Raw genomic sequence first — 20,163 nt, forward strand, 5'->3', positions numbered from 1 at the left:
GCAACGCCGAGCTGTTCGCGCTGGATTGGTGGCCGGGAGCGACCAGCATCTGGATCACCGAGCGAAAGTCCCCGGGCAGCGCTCCCGTCCCGAGCGCGCGCACGGCGCAAGCGGTGCGGCCGCTGCGCCAGTCGCGCGTGCCGGGAAGATCATGTGGAGAGGATTGCTTCAATTTCTGGACGACTGCACTCCAAATGTCCCGGCTAGTCGATCAATCGGCGCGTCTCTACGCTTTGCATCACCGGAGCAGCTTGCTCCACCACCGCAAAGAGATCTGTCATGAACGCACAACTGGCCCCCGTCTATGCCGATCAGCCGCAGCGCGCGCCAAGCGTGCAGGTCCCGCCGCGCCCAGTGGTGTTTCGCACCCGCGGCACCACCCGCGGACCGATCACCCGGCTGATGAGCCCGGGCGATCTGGGCCAGCTGGTCAAGCCGTTCGTGTTCCTGGACCTGTTCACCGTCAAACCGTCCGCAGGAGCCGCACCGATGGGCATGCATCCGCATTCGGGCATTGCCACGCTCACCTACCTGATGGAGGGCGAGGTCGGCTATGAGGACAGCACCGGCCAGCAGGGCACGCTGCCCACCGGCGGGGTGGAATGGATGCGTGCCGGCAATGGCGTCTGGCACGACGGCGTGCCGGTGGGCCAGGCGTCGGCCAAGGGCTTCCAGCTGTGGGTCGCACTGCCGGCGGCCGAGGAAAATGCGCCGGCGCAGAGCCTGTACCTGTCGCCGGAGGATGTGCCGGTGGCCGGCCCGGTGCGCGTGCTGCTGGGTCGCTACGGCGCGCTGGAAAGCAGGATCCCGGCACCGGCCGACATGACCTACCTGAGCGTGCAGTTGCGCGACGGCGAGACCTGGCGCTACGTGCCGCCAGCCGGCCACAGCGTGGCCTGGATCGCGGTGCACGGCGGCCAGCTGGAAGCGGCCGAAAGCATCGGCGCCGGCCAGATGGCTGTGTTCAAGGATGCCGAGCAGGCCATCGAGGTGGTGTCGGTGGGCGCGACATCGTTCGTGCTCGGCTCGGCGGTCAAGCATCCGCACGAGCTGGTGATGGGCCACTACTCGGTGCACACCAGCGCGGCGGCACTGGCCCAGGGCGAGGCGGAGATCCGCCGCATCGGCGAGCAGTTGCGCGCCAGGGGCCGCCTGGCCTGATGCAACCGCCGCGGGCAGCGGATGCAGGGCGGCGGCGTGGCCGGCTCACGGTACACGCGTTGCCCAGCAAACCAGCGCACTGCCGATGTTGCTGAGAGCCGTGCGCTTTGAAAAGGCGCGCCCTGCGCGCGTCAGAGCTTCAACGACGTCCATCACCACCGTGTCGATGCGTGGGCGCTACCGCCACGCATCGTCGAACCCTCACACCCCCTACGTTTCCAAAGGCATTCCAATGAAACTGCTCCATCTCGATTCCAGCATCCTCGGCGCTTACTCGGTCAGCCGTCAGCTGTCGGCGGCCACGGTTGCCAGGTTGCAGTCCGGCAACCGCGATATCGCAGTGACCTACCGCGATCTGGCCGCCACGCCGCTGGCGCACCTCTCCGGCGCGCACCTGGCGGCCCAGCAGAATCCCACCGGCGACCAGAGCCCGGAACTGGCAGCCGAACTGGCCACCAGTGCAGCGGTGCTGCAGGAATTTCTGGAGGCCGACACTGTGGTGATCGGTGTGGCGCTTTACAACTTCACCATCCCGACTCAGCTCAAGGCATGGATCGATCGTGTGCTGGTGGCCGGCAGGACCTTCCGCTATAACGCGCAAGGCCTGCCCGAAGGGCTGGCCGGCAACAAGCGGGTGATTCTGCTGGTGGCGCGTGGCGGCTTCTATGGCGCCGGCTCGCCGATGGCATCGCTTGAACATGCAGAGACCTACATGCGCACCGCGTTGGGCTTTGTCGGCGTGCACGCCCCCGAGGTCATCGTGGCCGAAGGCCTGGCCACTGGCGCAGACGCCCGCCAGGCGGGGATTGCCAGCGCCCAGCAGCAGATCGAAGGGCTTGCAGCCTGAGTGATGCAGCACGCGATGCCCGTCCGGGGGCATCGCCCGCGCTGGCGATCATGTGATCCGTTTGCACGGTGCCGATGGTTCAAACGTGCCGACCCTGCATCGAGCGGACAACGTGCTGCTCGATGCAACGCGTTGCCCGCGCGGCAGGGCGTCAACCGCTTTCAAGCAAGGTCGGCGTGATGTTGTGCGCGCGAGGTGCGCAGACTGGGTCGAATCAAGGCGTTGAAACCGCCGCACTCCGCAGCGCCACGATCACCGCACGCCCGGCATGGCGGCGCTGTTTGCCAAGCCAGCCACCTTTTTGCATTCAGCCGCATTCAGTCGCGTCGCCACGGCCTGGATAAACGCCGACACCGCACGCGGCAGATGGTGCCGGCTCGGATACAGCGCGTACAGGCTCTGGCCCTTGCGTTGAAAATCCGGCAACACCACGGTCAGGCGACCTTCGTGGATATCGGGCCAGGTGAGCGCCTGCGGCAACAATGCGATGCCGAGCCCGGCCACCGCCGCAAGCCGCAGCGCGCGCGCAGTGGTGGCGGCCATGCGCGCCTGCACCTGGACGTCTTCGGCAAGCCCGGACGGGCCGACCAGCGTCCAGGTGGCGTACCCGCTCGGATGCGGGAAGCTGAGGCAGTCGTGCTGCGGCAATTCGTCCAGCCGCAGCGGCCTGCCGCGTGCCTGCAGGTAACCGGGGCTGGCCACCAGCACATCGTTGGTGTCGGCCAGGATCTGGCGGCCGACATAGCCCAGGTCCGTCACCACACCGCCGCGGAAGGCCACATCGATGCGCTCGGCGATCAGGTCCGCCTTGCCATCGCTGAGCACGAATTCCAGGCGCACGCGCGGATGCGCAGCGAGAAACTCGCCCACCCATTCGACGCGGAAAAAATCCAGGAAATCCGCAGGCGCCGCCACCCGCACCAGACCGGCGGCTTCATCGCCACCGGCCACCAGGCTCTGCCCGGCCGAGGTCAGCCCGTCCACCGCATCGGCGCAACGCTCGTAAAAGGCTTGGCCGGCGTCGGTGAGGGTGAGCTTGCGGGTGGAGCGTTGCATCAGGCGTGTGTCCAGCTGCGCTTCCAGCTGCTGCACGCGCCGGCTCACGCTGTTGGGCGCGGTGCCTAGCCGGCGTGCGGCCTCGGCAAAGCTGCCGCTGCGCACCACCTGCACGTACAACGCGATGTCATTGAGATCGATCACCAGCGGCCTTGGCGCGTGTAAACGCGGAGTCTAAGCGTGGCGCCTGCGCGTCGTCGATCATGGTGGTGTGGAGTGCTGTCTGCGGTAACTCGGCCACTCAGAAGTGGCGAAACAGTGCGGAGGGGTCAGGCGCAGAGCATGGACGCTGCGGTTTGGCTGCAGGGCCCTTGCCCGCCCACCATCGCGGGACACGCCGTGAATCCGTCCATGGAGGCTCTTACGCGGCATCCATGCCGCGTAAGGTCCCGCGACGGTGGGCGGGCAAGGACCGGTCGAGAGGGTCGGTGTGCATCGTAAGAGCAGGCACCGTGCCCTGCAGTTCTGACAAGCAAGCGTCCGCTAGTCTCCTAACGCAAGCCGATCAACAGACAAGCTTTTAAGCGAACAACCGACCAATTGTCTGGTGCGGTGTCCTCGCCGCTTGCGGGACCGTGTGGCGGCATGGATGCCGCGTAAGGTCCCGCGACGGTGGGCAGGCAAGGACCGGTCGATAGGGTCGGTGTGCATCGTAAGAGCAGGTACCGTGCCCTGCAGTTCTGACAAGCAAGCGTCCGCTAGTCTCCTAACGCGAGCCGATCAACGGACAAGCCTTTAAGCGAACAACCGACCAATTGTCTGGTGCGGTGTCCTTGCCGCTTGCGGGACCGTGTGGCGGCATGGATGCCGCCACCGAGCCTACAGGGACGTACTTGCGGCGTGTCCCGCGAGCGGCGAGGGCATCGCGCGCTCGACCGACTGAGCAGTTGACGCTGCACCAAAACGACACCAAGCCTCACCTCTCGCCGGCTCAGCGGTGATGACCGCTGCGATGGGTCGGTTGCAGCTGAGCGAAGCTACGGCTTGGCGACAGCGCCTTGCCCGCTCCGAAGCCTGTTCACCAGACGACGAGACCGTGGAGACTGTACGCTTACTGCGCGCGCGTCAGCCCGTGGCGGTGCAGCAGCTGCCGCAAGCGACGCTGCACGCGTTGCAGATCGGCTTCGGCCGCCTCATCCAGGATGCCTTTGGCCAAGGCATCGAATTGCGGCCAGAACTGGCTGGGGTCACGTACCCGTTGCGGCCACACCGACAACATCCTGCCCAGGTCGGAAAGCTGGTGATTGGTGTGGGTGCGTGTGCGCATGCTCATGTCGCCTCTCCCGGCCAGTCCAGGGCGACAGCGTGGACCTCGCCGTCGTCGACCAGGGTGAAAGCAAGCTCGGCTTGCGTCACTCCGTCGATTTCCAGCCGTGGCTGGACCCCTGGGCGCTGGGTGACGTCGACGATGTAGGTGCTGCTGCCGAAGCGATAACGCAGCTGATAGCCCGGCCAGCCGGCCGGGATGCACGGCACGATATGCATGCGGGTGCCATGCCGTTGCAGACCAAGCAGCGATTCGGTCAGCAGCCGGTACATCCAGCCGGCCGCGCCGGTGTACCAGCTCCAGCCGCCGCGGCCGGCGTGCGGCGCCACTGCGTAGACATCGGCCGCCAGCACATAGGGTTCGGCCTTGTAACGCTGCGCGGCGTCGGCATCCAGGGCGTGGTGGATCGGGTTGATCATCCCGGCCAGTTGCCAGGCGCGCGCGCTGTCGCCGAGATGGGCGAAGGCCATCGCCGCCCACACCGCCGCATGCGTGTACTGGCCGCCGTTCTCGCGCACGCCGGGCACGTAGCCCCGGATATAGCCCGGGTCGTGGCCGGTACGATCGAACGGCGGCATCAGCAGTTTGACGATGCCCGCATCGGCATCGACCAGGTGCTGGTACATGGCCTGCATCGCCTGCGCGCTGCGCGCCGGATCCATCGCTCCGGACAGCACCGACCAGCTCTGCGACAACGAATCGATGCGGCATTCGTCGGAACTGTGCGAGCCCAGCACGGTGCCGTCGTCGAACCAGGCGCGCCGGTACCACTGCCCATCCCAGGCGTGTTGTTCCAGCGCTGCGCGCAAGGCCTGCGCATGGGTGCGGCAGCTGGCGGCGAACACCGTATCGTCGCGCTGCGTGGCCACGGCCGAAAAGCGCAGCAGGGTGTCGTAGAGGAAGAAGCCCAGCCAGACGCTTTCGCCCTTGCCGTCCTTGCCGACCCGGTTCATGCCGTCGTTCCAGTCGCCGCTGCCGATCAGCGGCAGGCCGCGCTCGCCCAGTCGCGTCATGCCGCGCTGCAGGGCGAGCACGCCATGTGCGTACAGCGACTGCACGTTGCCGGTGAGCTGCGGCAGGTCGTAATACGATTCCTCGTCGGGCTTGAGCGCGCGCCCGTCGATGAAGCCGACAGGTTCGTCGAGCACGCTGGTGTCGGCGGTGGTGTCCAGATAGCGGCATAGCGCCTGCGGCAACCACAGGAAGTCGTCCGAGCACTGCGTGCGTACGCCGCGATCTTGTGGCGGGTGCCACCAATGCTGCACATCGCCCTGCACGAATTGATGCGCGGCGCTGCGCAACAGATGGGCGCGGCTGAGCGCCGGTTGCGCGTGCACCATCGCCATGCTGTCCTGCAATTGATCGCGGAAGCCGAACGCGCCACCGGACTGGTAATAGCCGCTGCGCGCCAGGAAGCGGCAGGCGATGGTCTGGTAGAGCAGCCAGCCATTGGCCAGCAGATCCACGGCAGGGTCGGGCGTGCGCACCTGCACGCTGCCGAGCACCTGTTCCCAGTGCCTGCGCACGTCCAGCAATGCGGCCTGCGCGGTGGCCACGCCGCGGCTGCTGCGCGCCAGTTCCAGCGCAGCGTCGCGGTTGCTGGCCGCACCCAGCCGGAACACCGTCTCAAAGCTCTGTTCGGCCGCCAGCGTCAGCGGGATCTGGATCGCCGCGCATGGGTCCAGGCCGGCACCCACGCGCCCGGACAACCGCTGCCGGGCGAGCGCGGCCGGTGCGGCCAGGCTGCCGTTGCGGCCGATGAATTCGCTGCGGTCGGCGGTGATGCTGCGGCTGGGCGCATCGGCATCGAAGAACGCCACGCGCCCGTCGAACTCGGTGTTGTACGGGTTGCGTGCGGTCAGCACGCTGCTGCCCAGGTCGACCTCGCTGACCACATGCAGCTGCGAGCGCGTGCGGATGTCACCTAGCACCCATTCCACATAGCCGGTCACGCTGAGACGGCGTGGGCGCCCGGACAGGTTCTTCAACCGCAGATGGCTGAACTTGATCGGCCGTTGCGCATCCACGAACACCCACAACTCGCTGCCGATGCCGTGTTCGGTATGGCTGTAGACGCTGTAGCCAAAGCCATGGCGCACCGTGTAGCGGCCGCTGCCGCGGCACGGCAGCGCCATGGGCGACCACACTTGCCCGGTGTCTTCGTCGCGCAGATAGAACGCTTCGCCGGAGGCATCGCCGACCGGGTCGTTATGCCATGGCGTCAGCCGGAACTCGTGCGCGTTCTCGGCCCAGCTGTAGCCGGCGCTGCTGTCGCTGACCACGCTGCCGAACTGGGCGTTGGCCAGCACGTTGCACCACGGTGCCGGCGTGGGCATGCCCTCGTCCAGGGTGATGCGGTACTCGCGGCCGTCGGCGGCGAACGCGCCCAGGCCATTGTCGAACAGCACCGCTTCGTCGGATGCGGCCTGCAGGGTGCGGTCCAGATAGGCGGCGTGGGTGCTGGCCAACGCGTCGGCGCTGTCCAGCTGCTGGATCGGCTCCAGCAGCGGCGGCTGCGCGCGTGCGCTGGGGTGGCGCTGCAGTTGCGCGTCCAGCGTGCCGTTGGCATCGCACAGGATCGCGCGCGCCACGGTCTGCAGCAGCACGCGGTCTTCCTGCGAAATGTGTTCGATGGCGCGCACGAAGATGCCGCCGGGACGGTCGAGGACATTGGCTTCGGGATCGGCGGCGATCAGGCCCAGGATGGCGTCCTGCAACTGTTGGCGATAGCCGGCCTGGCTTTCGTTCCAGATCACCAGATCCGCGCGCAGGCCCTTCAGGCGCCAGTACGCGTGTGCCTGCACCAGCTGGCGCGCCAGGTCGAGATTGTCCGGGTCGGTGATGCGCAACAGCACGATCGGCAGATCGCCGGAGATGGCATGACTCCACAGCGCCGACTGGCCACGATGGTTGTGCAGCAGTACTTCGTTATCGGCGCGCAATTGCGGGTCGACGAACAGCACGCGCGCGGCCAGCCGCTCGTAGAGCATCGCATCTTCCAGCGAGGCGTCGATCTGCCGGCGCGTGACCTGGCTCTGGGTCAGCGCCAGGTCGAACACCCGATCGGCCAGACGGCGGTCGCGGTATTTGTCGATCAGCGCGGTGCAGGCCTCGCGTTGGGTCCCGACGCCATAGACCATGTCCACCTGCGCCTGCTGGTCGGGCGCCAGCGAAATACGGCAGCGGATCGCCACGATCGGGTCCAGCACCGAGCCGGCCGCGCCGGACAGGTTGGCGTGCGCGTGCAAGGCAAGCGGATTGCGGGTGCTGCGCCCGCGCCCGACGAAGGCGGCGCGATCGGTCTCGTAGGAAATCGTCGCCACGTCGGCATCGTGCACGGCCACCAGATGCAGCATCCACGGCTGCGCCTCGTCATGCCCGCGCGGGCGCCGTGTACAGAGCAATGCCTGCTTGTCGGCCAGGATCTCGGTCTGCACGAACAGGTTGCTGAAGGCCGGATGCGCCTCGTCGGCCTGCGCCGGCGCCAGCACCACTTCGGCATAGGTGGTGATTTCGATCACGCGCGTCTGCCGCGAACGGTTGCGGATGCGCAGCCGGCGCATCTCCACGTCGTCCTCGGCGGAAATGGCGATTTCCAGATGGCTGTCGTAGCGCTGGTGGCTGCCCTTGAACTCGGCTTTCGCGTCGGAAAAAATCGCCTCGTAGCGCTCCACCGGCACGCAGGTGGGTTGATGCGCGGCCGACCACACCGCGCCGCTGTCCACATCGCGCAGATAGCAGAAGGTGCCCCAGTGGTCGCGGGTGCCGTCCTCGCGCCAGCGGGTCACCGCCATGTCGCGCGCGCGGCTGTAGCCACCGCCGGCCGAGGTCAGCATGCCGTGGTAACGCCCGTTGGAGAGCAGTTGCAACGCCGGCTGGGCCAGATCGGGGTCGCGATGGATGCGCAGGGCCATGCCCGCCTCGGTGGGAACCGGGCGCTCCGCGGCCTGGGCCAATCCCTTGACGTAGACGCCGGCACGCGGCGCGCGCTCCTGCAACAGCAGCAGCGTGGCCTGGAATTGCGGATCGGCGACAAAGCGCTGTTGCATCGGCGCATCGCGCAACACGTGGTCCAGTGCCAGCAGCGCCATGCCCTGATGGTGCGACATGAACGAGCGGACCACGGCGTGTTGTTCGCCACGCGGCACCCGCGACGGGGTGTAGTCGATCGCCTCGTACAGCCCGAAGCGGCCGCCGAATCCCAGCGCCTGCAAATGCTGCAGATTGCGGCACGCCGCATCCGGGTCGACCATCAAGGCCATCGCGCTGGCATACGGGGCGATCACCAGATCCTGGCCCAGGCCGCGCTTGAGTCCGAGCCCGGGCACACCGAACGCGCGGTATTGATAATTGCGCCGCGTATCGACCGTGTTGTAGCCCGATTCGGACACGCCCCAGGGCACATCGCGCGCGGCGCCGTAGCGGATCTGCGCCTGCACCGCGCCGCGCATCGAGCGGTTCAGCAGCGTCTGCGGATAGCTGGGCATCACCAGGTCGGGCATCAGGTACTCGAACATCGAGCCGCTCCACGACAGCAGCGTCGGCTCGGCGCCGGTATCGGTGAGCGTGCGCCCGAGCGCGAACCAGCTGTCCTGCGGCAGCTTGCCCTGGGCGATGGCCACGAAGATCCCCAGGCGCGCCTCGGAGGCCAGCAGATCGTAATGGCCGCTGTCCAGGCGACGGTCGTCGACGTTGTAGCCGATCGACAACAACTGCGGGGCACGGTTGTAGAGAAAGTCGTAATCCATCTGCGCCAACTGCCCGGCGCGATGCGCCAGCCGGTGCAGTTCCTGCACACGGTTGGCGGCCCAGCTCTGCACGTTCGGTGCGCAGTCGCTGGCGGCCAGTTGCCGCAGCGTGGCGACCATGGCGCCCGTCGTCCCTGTTGCGTGCGGATCGGTGTCGGCCAGTGCCGGTGCGCAGTGACTCAACTCGGCCAGGGCGGCCTTGCAACTGGCCACCAGCCGCTGCGGCCACGGTTCTTCGTCGTCGCCGCTGACCGGCATCAGCGCCAGGATCCGCTGGCTTTGCGCCAACAGCAGGCGCAGCGCCTTGTCGGCCTGGGGCGGGCTTGGCGCGGGCTGGCTGCAAAGGCCCTGCACGCCCTGCGCCATCGTATCCAGCGCATCCAGCGCATCGGCGGTGACGTTGCGTGCCCTGGCGTGCGATGCCAGCACGCTCAAGGTGTCGGCCAGCCCGTCGAACACCGCCATCGAGACCGCCGGCGCCTCCACCAGCGCCAGCAACCCTTGCCGCAGCGTCAGCAGATGACCGGCCAGATTGCCGCTGTCGACGGTGGAGACATAACGCGGCAGCAGCGGCGCCAGCGTTTCGGTGTCGTACCAGTTGTAGAAATGGCCGCGGTGGCGCGGCAGCGATTCCAGGGTGGTCAGCGTATCGGCCACGCGGGTCATGACGCCGGCCACTGTCAGGTAGCCCAGATCGTAGGCGGCCAGGTTGGCCAGCAGGCCCAGCCCGATGTTGGTCGGCGAGGTGCGGTTGGCCACCACCGTGACCGGATATTCCTGCACGTTGTCCGGCGGCAGCCAATGATGCTGCGCGGTGCAATGGGTCTCGAAGAACGCCCAGGTGCGCCGCGACAATCCGCCGAGGAAAGCGCGCTGCTCCTGCGACAATTGCGCCACCGGGGCGGCGGGCTGCCCGCCCAGCCAGGCCATCAGCCAGGGTGCGCCCATCCACGCCACGCCAAGCGGCAGTGCCACCCACAGCGCCACCGGCGACCACCACGCAACCGCTGCAACCACCAGCGCCGCGGCGCAGGCGGCGCCGGCCATCAGGCGATGTTCGGCATTGCCGCTGCGCGCGCTGCGTTCCACTTCGCTGGAGGGCGCCCACTGCAACAGATGGCGATGGGTGATGGCCATCCGCACCAGCGTGCGGGCGATGGCCGCCAGTTGCAGCCCGGCCTCGAACGGCAGGCAGGCCAGCACCACGCCGGTGCGCAACAGGTACTGACGCAGCCCCACGCCGACCTGGCGCGCGTGATGGCGCAACCCCAGACCTTCGGGCGGGTGCGCCAGCGCATAGAGCGCCGAGCACAGCCCCGGCAGCAGCCACAGCGCCAGCAGCCAGGCTGTCCAGCGCAATGGCGTGGGCGAGCACAGCCAGCCGATCAGCAGCAGGCCGAAGGCGGCCGGCGCCACCAGGCTGCGGCGCAGGTTGTCCAGCAGCTTGCCGCGCGATAGCCACGACAACCGGTTGCGCGCGCGCTTGCCGCCGCGATCGGGCACCCACGGCAGCAGCCACGGCAACAGCTGCCAGTCGCCGCGTACCCAGCGCGCGCGGCGCTTGGCATCGGTGGCGTAGCGTTGCGGATGGCGCTCGTACAGGCGCACGTCGCTGAGCAACCCGGCGCGGACATAGCAGCCTTCCAGCAAGTCGTGGCTGAGCACGCGGTTGTCGGGGAAGCGCCCGGCCAGCACCTGCTCGAAGGTCGCCACCGCATAGATGCCCTTGCCGATGAACGAGCCTTCGCCGAACAGGTCCTGATACACGTCCGACACCACCCGCGTGTACGGATCGATGCCCGGTTCGATCCCGAACATGCGCGCAAAGCGCGATTCGCCACCCTCGCTCATGCCGGTGCCCAGGCCGGGCTGCAGGATGCCGTAGCCGGCTTCCACGTACTGCCCGGACGCATCCAGGCGCGGCATGTTCAACGGATGCGACATCGCCCCGACCAGGGCACGTGCCGCATCCCTGGGCAGATGGGTGTCGCTGTCCAGCGTGATCACATAGCGCACCCCCACCAGGACGGCGACATCGCCCTGCACCTGCAGGAAGTCGCTGGCCGCCTGCAGCGGCGCATCCTCGGCGCACAGCAGGCGGTTGAGCGCTTCGAGCTTGCCGCGCTTGCGCTCGGCGCCCATCCAGCAGCCTTCGCCCGCATTCCACTGGCGGGCACGGTGCAGCAGGAAGAACCGATCGCCGTGCGCGTCGGCATAGGCCGCGTTGAGCCGGTCGATGTGCTGCGCCGCATGCGCCACCAGCGCCATGTCCGCCGGCAACAGCGCCTGCGCCGCATCGAGAAAATCGGTGAGCAGCGCGAAGTACAGCTGTGCGTCGCGGTTGGCCAGGTAATGCACCTCCAGCGCACCGACCAGCTCGTCGATGGCATCGATACCGGCCAGCATGCTCGGCATCACCACCAGCGTGCGGCAATCGGGCGTGATGCCGGCACGCAGGTCCATGCGCGGCAACGGGCGCGGGCGTACCCACAGCGTCGCCACCCAGTTGACCAGGGCAATGCCCAACTCGCTGGCCGCCAGCAGCGCGATGCCGGCAGTGATCCACCACAGCGCCGGCGGCAATGCGCTGGCCCACTGCAGCAACACGCCGGTCCACAGCGCCGCGATCGTTGCGATCGGCAACAGATACGTCGGCAGCGCGACGCGACGCACGCGCAGACGCGGTGGCGTCGGCGCGCCGGGTGCGGCCGGATCGCCCAGCGCGGCACGCAACAGCGGCAACCCCGCATCCACCAGGTAGTAACCCACGTGTGCGGCCACCGGTTCGGCCGCGTGCGCTTGCGCGGCCAATCGCAGCACGGTGTCGGCCACCGTGGGTTCGTCGCACTTCATGCGGTGGGCCAGATGTTCCACCACGTGCCGGTACGCATCGCGGGTCTGGAAATCCATGCGCGCGTACACGACGGCCGGATCCTTGCGCAGGATCTGCTCGACCACGCTCATGGTTTCGACAAACTCGCGCCAATCCATCTCGTCCAGAAAGCGCAGGCTGCCGATGCTGTTGCCGATCGATACCTGGTCGGCCGCCTGGCGCTGGCTTTCGGCATGCACCATTCCCTCGACGCTGTGGCCTCCGCTCGCCAGCCACTGTTCCACCCAGGCGCTGGCCATCGACAGCACCGGGCCGCGGCCCTGGATACCGCGCGTCAGTTCGGCGACGAACGCGCCGCTGGCCGGCGGCTGCGAGCGCGCCATGTCGGCCACCACTCCCACCACGTCCTTGGGCTGCGCGGCGGCCGTGGCGTTCAGCATAGCGGCCCAATGCGCAGCCAGAGCCGTGTCGCGCCCGTCGTGCATGATGCCGTCGGCAACGCGGCGCAGGTTGTCGATCAAGGCCAGCCGCAACACGATCGGAATGGCCCACAGTTCGCCGAGCTTGAGCGGTGCCACCTGTTGGTAGGCCGCGATGAAACGGCTCAGCGTGATCGCATCCACGCGCCCATCGCCATGCGCCACGACCTGCAACCCCAACTCGTAGACCCGCGGCAGACCGATGGAGTTCGGCGTGCGCAGGCGCGGCAACTGGCGGCTGTAACCAGGCGGAAGATGCTGGCGCGCCAGGCGGATCTGCTCTTGGACCAGATAATCGTTATCCAGCAGCCATTCGCCGGCAGGGTGCAGGCGCACGCCAGCGGCCGCCATCTCGTTCAGGCGCGATGCCGCGCTTTCGAGCGCGCGTTGATTGGACTTCAGTCCCGACAACAACAGCTCGCGTGCCGGGCCGGTGTAGAGCGTGTGCGTCGTTGCCAGCGCGCGCGCCAGCATTTCCATCTGCTCGTCGCCGAGCAATGCAGCGCCGGGCACTGCCGCATCCCGAGCCGGGTGCGCCTGCAGCGATGGTGCTGGTTGGGTAATCGATTGCCACCAGAGAGAGAACGCAGACGCTTTCCGCTTTGGCGGCATGGAGACATTGCCTGTGCGGCATCAGTGCCGCTAGAACCACGATCATGCGCGCTCGCGCCACGGCGCATGTGAAGGCAGCATTCCGCGATGCTGCAGGCGATGCATGCATGACGCGCGATGCCATGGCATATCGGCTGTCGATGGTTGCGCATGCGACGCCTGGCATCGTGCGAATGCGCACGTACAGCATGCGATCAAGCCGACACGACAGTCCTGTGGGCGTGTGCCTGTGCATGCAACGCAGGGCACGGCACTGCAGCCACACTGCATCGCAGCCGCCCCCGGCACGATTCGCTTGCTGCGCCGTGCATTCTGCAATCCGTGCAAGCACACGCCGCCAATGCGGCACGCTGCACGGCTGTCGGTGTCATCGTGCAGGCGTGCGGCATCGTCCTTTCTGCAGTCACAAGGCCTCATCCATGCTCCACACAACACACCGGTGGGCGTTGTGCCTGCTGCTGAGCAGCCTGAGCCTGCAGGGCAATGCCGCACCAGCGTCGTCGCCATCGCCATCGTCCATGGCAGTGGCCGGGCTGGAGCAGCCGGCGCAGATCCGCGTCGATCGTTGGGGCGTGGCGCACATCTACGCGCGCACCGATGGCGACGCGTTCTTCGTGCAGGGATTCAATGTCGCGCGCGACCGCCTGTTCCAGCTCGATCTGCTGCGACGTAAAGGGCTTGGCCATCTGGCCGAGGCGTTCGGGCCGGCCTACCTCGCCCAGGATCGCGCCTCGCGGCTGTTTCTGTATCGCGGCGACATGCACGCCGAATGGGCCAGTTACGGCCCCGACGCACAGCGCGACGTGGGCCGATTCGTTGCCGGCATCAATGCCTATATCGCCTGGCTGGATGCGCATCCACAGGCGCTGCCTTACGAATTCCGCACCTTCGGCTATCGTCCGCAGACGTGGTCGGCCGAGGATGTGTTGCGCATCCGCAGCACCGGCTTGAGCCGCAACGTCAAAAGCGAGGTCGCACGCGCCAAGGTCGCCTGCAAGGCTTCGCTGCGCATCGACGCGATCCGCCTGAAGCTGCAGCCGGCCTGGACCACCCACGTGCCCGAAGGATTGGACCCCTGCCTTCCGGACGCGGTATTGAAGGTCTACGAACTGGCCACGCAGAGCCCCAGGCTGAGCGCCGATACCCAGCCGCGCAGCGCCATCGCCGACAGCGCGTCGCTGCGCCCGGAAGAACAAGCCGCTGCAGAAGGCAGCAACAACTGGGTGATCGCCCCGCACAAGTCGGCCACCGGTCATGCGGTACTGGCAGACGATCCGCATCGGGCCTATACCGTGCCCAGCCTGCGCTACTTCGTGCATCTGAGCAGTCCGGGGCTGGACATCATCGGTGCCGGCGAGCCCACCGCGCCGGGGATCGCGATCGGCCACAACCGTACCAGCGCCTTCGGCCTGACCATCTTCAACATCGACCAGGAAGATCTCTACGTCTACCGTCTGAATCCGGCCAATCACGCGTCCTATTGGTATCAAGGCCATTGGGAGCCGATGCGTACGCAGCGCGAATCCATTGCCGTGCGCGATGGCAAACCGGTGCCGGTGGAGCTGCAATTCACCCGGCATGGGCCGGTGGTCTATGTCGATGCGGACAAGCACATCGCCTACGCCATTGCCTCGGTCTGGAGTCAACCCGGCACGGCGCCGTATCTGGGGTCGCTGCGGTATCTGCGTAGCGCATCGTTCGAGCAGTTCAAGGGCGCGCTCGCACACTGGGGCGCGCCGTCGGTCAATCAGGTCTATGCCGACGTGCACGGCACCATCGGTTGGGCGACGGCCGGCACGGCCCCGCGCCGCGCACACTCCGATGGGCTGCTGCCGGTTCCCGGCGATGGACGCTACGATTGGAGCGGCTTCTGGCACAGCGATGTGCTGCCGTCATCGAAGAATCCCGCTTCCGGTTTCATCACCACCTCCAACGAGATGAATCTGCCGGACGGCGATCCATCCCTGGCACGCAAGATCGGCTTCGAATGGGCCAACGACGCGCGGCACGCCCGCATCACCCAGGTGCTCTCGCAGCTGCCCAAGGTGACCTTGCAGGATTCGCAGCAGTTGCAGAACGACCAGGTGTCGTTGCCGGCGCAGCGGCTGGTGGCGCTGATCCAGCCGCTGCACGCGCAGGACCCGGCAACCAACGCGGCGTTGGCACTGCTGCGGCCGTGGAACGGCGAAGTCAGCGCAACCTCTGCCGCTGCCGCGCTGGAGGAAGTGTGGTTCAGCAGCGACCTCGGCGCGGCCTACAAGGCCATGGTGATGGGCCCGGCGGAGGCAGCCACGTTCGGCATGCCCGACGCCGCGGTACTGCTGGAGGCGCTGGAGCATCCGGGCGCTGCGTTCGGGCCCGACCCTGTCGCGGCTCGCGACCGGTTGCTGCTGGAGTCGCTGCGCAGCGCCTATCAATCGCTGGTCGACAGGCAGGGCCCCGATCCGGCGCAATGGCAGTGGGGCAAGCTGCACACCAACACCGTCACCCATGCGATGAGCGCAGCGCTCGGCGCCGAACGCGCGCGGCTGGATGTCGGCCCGTTCGCCAAGGGCGGCAGCCCGTACACGCCCAATCAATCCAGTTACGATCCCAGCGACTTCCGCCAGACGATCGGCCCGTCCGCACGTCTGATCATCGACCTGGGCGATTGGGATAATTCGCGCGCCATGAATTACCCCGGCCAATCCGGCGACCCGGCCAGCCCGCATTACCGCGACCTGGCGCCGCTGTGGCTGCAGGGCAGCTACTTCCCGCTGCTGTACACGCGCGCTGCGGTGGATGCGGCAACCGAGCAGATTGTCGACCTGCTGCCTGCCGCAGCGCGTTAGTCATGCCGTCTGTGCGTAACGGGACGACCGGAGCCAGCTGCACGGGCGTTGACAGGCGAGTGCGATGCCTACAGGCGAACCCCGCGCATCCGTCCAGGCGACTGGGTACCGAATCACTGAGCTGTCGTCGTTCCATCCGGCAGCCGGGGGGCGCATGCCGGGGTAGCGCGTCGCGCCGACACGGGCCGATAGCCCCAGACCGCAGGTTGGCTAGCTCGCCATGTGCGGATGCAGCGGATCAGGCGATGGAAGTCCCTGACGTCGCTGCCTGCGATGGCCGGATGGATCTTCCTGCGCCGGCAGGTGCGCTGCTTTAGCGAAGATACAGCGCGGCGTGCATGGCTGGCGTCGCTGTGGCAGTGAGGATCACTCGGTCGCCGCCATCTTCGGCAGCGGGTAGACTGGGTCGGTCGCCACGAGGAGCATGGAATGGGCCGGTGCCAGTCGTTGCATCCAGGTACCGATAGACCGCCGACGGTACAGCGCGCCCCGGGCATCTGCGCCGTCGCCTGCCAACGGCCCTGATCGTCGCCACGCGTCGTGCATATCATCCTGGCTACCGAGTCGATTCGACACCCGCTTACCGGGGTCGGACGTTATACGCAGGAACTGGCGGTGCACCTGGCTGCACTGCCGCAGATCGAATCGTTGCAGTACCTGCATGGGCGACGCCTGCTCCAACAGCGACCGAGTCCCGGACCGGCCTCGACCGTTGCGTCGTGGATGCGTGATCGTTTCTCGCGGATCGAAGCGGCGACGGACGTCTATCGACGCCTCGGTAATCTGGCCAAGGCGCGTGCCCTTCGCGGCCAGGAGCCGGCGCTGTTGCATGGCTGCAATTACTACCTCCCTTCGTATGGCGGTCCCAGCGTTGCGACCTTCCACGACATTTCGATCTACCGCTGGCCCGAATGCCACCGCGCCGACCGGGTGCGCTACATGCGCAAGGAATTGGCACTGGCGGTGCAACGCGCGCAATTGATCGTAACTGTCTCGGAATTCTCGCGGCAGGAGATCGCTGCGCACTTTGCCTTGCCGCTGGAGCGTATCCGTGCAATCCCGCTGGCAGCAGATCCGGCGTTTCGGTCGCATCCCCCGGCCGAGCTAGCCGCACCGCTGCAGGCGCTGGGCCTGCAGGCCGATGGGTATTGTCTGTGCGTGAGTACCATCGAACCACGCAAGAATATCGACATGCTGCTGACGGCGTACGCGGCCATGCCCGCCGCCTGGCGTGCGCGCTACCCGTTGGTGATCGCAGGCCACAGCGGCTGGTCCAGCGAGGCGTTGCATGCGCGCATGCGTAATGCCGAACAGGCCGGTTGGCTGCGCTATCTCGGCTACGTCCCTCAGGACTGTCTGCCGGCGCTGATGGCAGGTGCCCGTCTGTTCGTGTTTCCATCGCTGTACGAAGGGTTTGGCCTGCCGGTGCTGGAGGCCATGGCCAGCGGTACGCCCGTGCTTTGCTCATCGGCGTCGGCATTGCCGGAGGTGGCGGCCGATGCAGCGATGCTGTTCGATCCTGCCGATCCCGGCGCATTGGCCCTGGCGTTGGCAAGGGGCATGGACGATGCGGCCTGGCGTGACGCCGCGCGGCAGGCGGGGCTGCAGCGCGCAGCCCAGTTCAGCTGGCAGCGTTGCGCGGCGGCGACGGCCGATGCATACCGTGACGTGTTGGCCGCTTGAGCCTTGCATCTTTCCCGCTACGGGTGCTGCACGTCTACAAGACCAGCTTGCCGGAGACCATGGGCGGAACCGAACAAGTGGTGCGCACGCTCGCTACGCAGTCGCATCGGTACGCTGTGGACAGCGAGGTGGTGACACTGTGCGCCGATGGACGCCTGGCGGGTATCAGCATGCAGGGACCCTACACGCTGCACCGCTTTCGACGCGACTTCGAATTGGCATCGATGCCGGTGTCGCTGCGCTTGCTGCGCCAGTTCGCGCGCCTGGCCCGCGGCTTCGACCTGATCCATTATCATTTCCCGTGGCCGTTCATGGATGTGCTGCACCTGGCGAGTGCCGTTCGAACGCCTTCGGTGCTGACGTATCACTCCGACATCGTGCGGCAACGACGGTTGCTGCGCCTGTATCGGCCGCTGCAGCAGCGGTTCCTCGACCGCGTCGACCATATCGTTGCGACATCGCCGAATTACCGCGCCACCAGCCCGGTTCTGGCCGATTTTCAGGCCAAGCTGAGCGTGATACCGATCGGACTGGACCAATCCAGCCACCATACTCCGGACGCCGAACGTGCGCAGACCTGGCGCATGCGCCTGGGCCCGCGATTCCTGTTGTTCGTCGGCGTGTTGCGCTACTACAAGGGTCTGCAATACCTGCTGCAGGCCCTGCGCGAGACACAGATCCCGGTGGCCATCGTTGGAGACGGACCGGAAGGCGCGCGCTTGCGCCAGCAGGCGCGGCAGCTCGGCCTGGCCCACGTCCACTTTCTGGGCGTGCTGGACGATGCCGACAAGCATGCCTTGCTGTCGCTGTGCGAAGGGCTGGTATTTCCATCGCATCTGCGCTCGGAGGCGTTCGGCATCACCTTGCTGGAGGCGGCGATGCATGCCAAACCGATGATTTCCTGTGAAATCGGCACCGGGACCAGTTTTGTGAACGTGGCGGGACAGACCGGCCTGGTGGTGGCGCCTGCAGATCCGGTGGCCTTACGCGATGCAATGCGTTATCTATGGAACCATCCGCAGGTGGCCAACGCATTGGGGCAGGAGGCGTTGAGCCGTTATCGGCAGTACTTCACCGGCGCGGCGATGGTGCGTTCCTATGCCACGCTTTATCGCCAGGTGCACGGTGCCGCGAGCGGAGCTGCCACTCTTGTAGGAAACCAGGGATGAAGGGAGAGGGATGCTGATCCATCCACGCGTAGGCTCGACTGTCCATCGCCAGGCTGCGGTCACTGGATGAGCTCGCTCGATCCACTGCTGCCGCGCGCCGCCGTTGTGCCCAGGCGATCTGGTGATCTGCTTGGGTCAGTTGCCGGTCTGGCGAAAATCGCCGACATGGGCGTGGTGGTCGGCACCGGGTTGTTTGCCTATGCCATGCGAGTCGGTCAACCGGCATTGCCGCAGGCACCCCGCTATACGTACGCGCTGCTCGCTGCCGCGGCGCTGACGCTGCTGGTGTTCGGGCGCCTGTCGCTCTATCGCCAGGGGCCTCAGCTGGCGCCGACGATGGTAGCGGGGCGCGTGTTGACGGGGTGGGCGATCGTGCTGAGCGTGTTGATGTCGATCAGCTTTCTGAGCGCAACCGGCGCGGCGTTCTCGCGTCTGTGGTTCCTTTACTGGGCTGGATGCGGCGGTATCGGTCTGCTGGGCGTGCGACAAGCCATGAAGGGTGCACTTGCCTGGTTGTATCGCCACAACATCGGGCGGCGGCGTATCGCCCTGCTCGGTCCGCCCGAGCGCACCGCCGAGCTGGTGACGAGGATCCAGCAGCAGCCGTGCTCCGGGATCGAATTGCTCCAGGTACCGTCTGACCTCGCGCTCGGCAGCATGGCTGGATTGTCGTGCTGGCTGGAAGCCCGGCATGTCCGAGACGTGTGGGTCACATGGCCGATGCGCGAAGAGGCGCGGCTTCGCCAAAGCATCGCCCAACTGGATGCGTGCTGCGTGGATGCACGCTGGATTCCGGATCTGTCCGCAGTTCGTCCGGGTCAGTCGTGCCTGGAAGACGTAATTGGCTTGCCGATGATGTCACTGTCGGTACGCCCGCTGACGGGCATGTCGCGCATGCTGAAGGAGGCGATGGACCGTGTGTTGGCCACCGCGATCGTGGTGATCAGCGCCCCGCTCATGCTGGCTCTGGCCGCGGGCGTCAAGCTCTCCGGCCCCGGGCCGGTGCTGTTCCGGCAAATGCGTCATGGATGGGACGGGCGCCCGTTCCAGTTATGGAAGTTCCGCAGCATGCAGGTGCACGATGCGGCAATCGCAGCGCCGCAAACCAGGCGGGGAGACCCTCGGGTCACCCGCTTCGGGGCGTTTCTGCGGCGCACCAGCCTGGACGAATTGCCGCAGTTCCTCAATGTTCTTCAAGGGCACATGGCCATTGTTGGCCCGCGTCCGCACGCGGTCGCTCACAACGCGCAATACCAGCAATTGGTGCCGAACTATCTGCAACGTCAGCGGGTCAAGCCGGGCATCACCGGCTGGGCGCAGGTCAACGGCCTACGCGGCGAGACCGATACCGTGGAGAAAATGCACCAACGCGTCCAGCACGATCTTTCCTACATCCAGCATTGGTCGCTCTGGCTGGATCTGAGCATCATCGCGCAGACCTGCGTGATCGTGCTGTTTGACCGCGACGCCTATTGAA

The 20,163-nt window shown here is 67.0% G+C and carries 9 protein-coding genes; 6 read left to right on the forward strand and 3 right to left on the reverse strand.

Annotated elements, in window-relative coordinates; translation table 11 throughout:
- Positions 1 to 279: 279 nt before the first annotated feature.
- A complete protein-coding gene (locus VZ068_RS00260) occupies positions 280 to 1,161 on the forward strand; it encodes a pirin family protein (RefSeq protein WP_349656503.1) in 882 nt (293 codons plus the stop codon).
- A 232-nt stretch (positions 1,162 to 1,393) separates the two neighbouring features.
- The gene (locus VZ068_RS00265) at positions 1,394 to 2,008 is read left to right on the forward strand and encodes an NAD(P)H-dependent oxidoreductase (protein WP_259159066.1); all 615 of its coding nucleotides are present in this window, start codon (positions 1,394 to 1,396) and stop codon (positions 2,006 to 2,008) included.
- Between the two features lie 252 nt (positions 2,009 to 2,260).
- Here the strand turns inward: VZ068_RS00265 and VZ068_RS00270 are convergent, their stop codons facing one another.
- The 3 genes from VZ068_RS00270 to VZ068_RS00280 form a co-directional block, all read right to left on the reverse strand.
- Positions 2,261 to 3,208 (reverse strand): LysR family transcriptional regulator, encoded by a 948-nt coding sequence (locus VZ068_RS00270; protein ID WP_259166559.1) that lies wholly within the window; start codon positions 3,206 to 3,208, stop codon positions 2,261 to 2,263.
- Between the two features lie 907 nt (positions 3,209 to 4,115).
- Entirely contained in the window at positions 4,116 to 4,337 is a 222-nt protein-coding gene (locus VZ068_RS00275) for a hypothetical protein (RefSeq protein ID WP_259166560.1), read from the reverse strand.
- Entirely contained in the window at positions 4,334 to 12,871 is an 8,538-nt protein-coding gene (locus VZ068_RS00280; RefSeq protein WP_349657791.1) for a glucoamylase family protein, read from the reverse strand. The genes VZ068_RS00275 and VZ068_RS00280 overlap by 4 nt, the downstream gene beginning before the upstream one ends.
- Positions 12,872 to 13,422: 551 nt before the next feature.
- Here VZ068_RS00280 and VZ068_RS00285 point away from each other — a divergent pair.
- The 4 genes from VZ068_RS00285 to VZ068_RS00300 all read left to right on the forward strand — a co-directional run bounded on the left by VZ068_RS00285 (position 13,423) and on the right by VZ068_RS00300 (position 20,162).
- The gene (locus tag VZ068_RS00285) at positions 13,423 to 15,834 is read left to right on the forward strand and encodes a penicillin acylase family protein (protein ID WP_349656504.1); all 2,412 of its coding nucleotides are present in this window, start codon (positions 13,423 to 13,425) and stop codon (positions 15,832 to 15,834) included.
- A 540-nt stretch (positions 15,835 to 16,374) separates the two neighbouring features.
- Entirely contained in the window at positions 16,375 to 17,517 is a 1,143-nt protein-coding gene (locus VZ068_RS00290) for a glycosyltransferase family 1 protein (protein WP_349656505.1), read from the forward strand.
- Entirely contained in the window at positions 17,514 to 18,686 is a 1,173-nt protein-coding gene (locus VZ068_RS00295) for a glycosyltransferase (protein ID WP_349656506.1), read from the forward strand. The genes VZ068_RS00290 and VZ068_RS00295 overlap by 4 nt, the downstream gene beginning before the upstream one ends.
- A gap of 66 nt (positions 18,687 to 18,752) precedes the next feature.
- Complete coding sequence (locus tag VZ068_RS00300; RefSeq protein WP_259159076.1) at positions 18,753 to 20,162, forward strand: undecaprenyl-phosphate glucose phosphotransferase; 1,410 nt, start codon at positions 18,753 to 18,755, stop codon at positions 20,160 to 20,162.
- Position 20,163: the final 1 nt, after the last annotated feature.

Origin of the sequence: Xanthomonas sp. 10-10 (assembly GCF_040182365.1) — a bacterium.
GTDB classification, from domain to species: Bacteria; Pseudomonadota; Gammaproteobacteria; order Xanthomonadales; family Xanthomonadaceae; genus Xanthomonas; species Xanthomonas arboricola_F.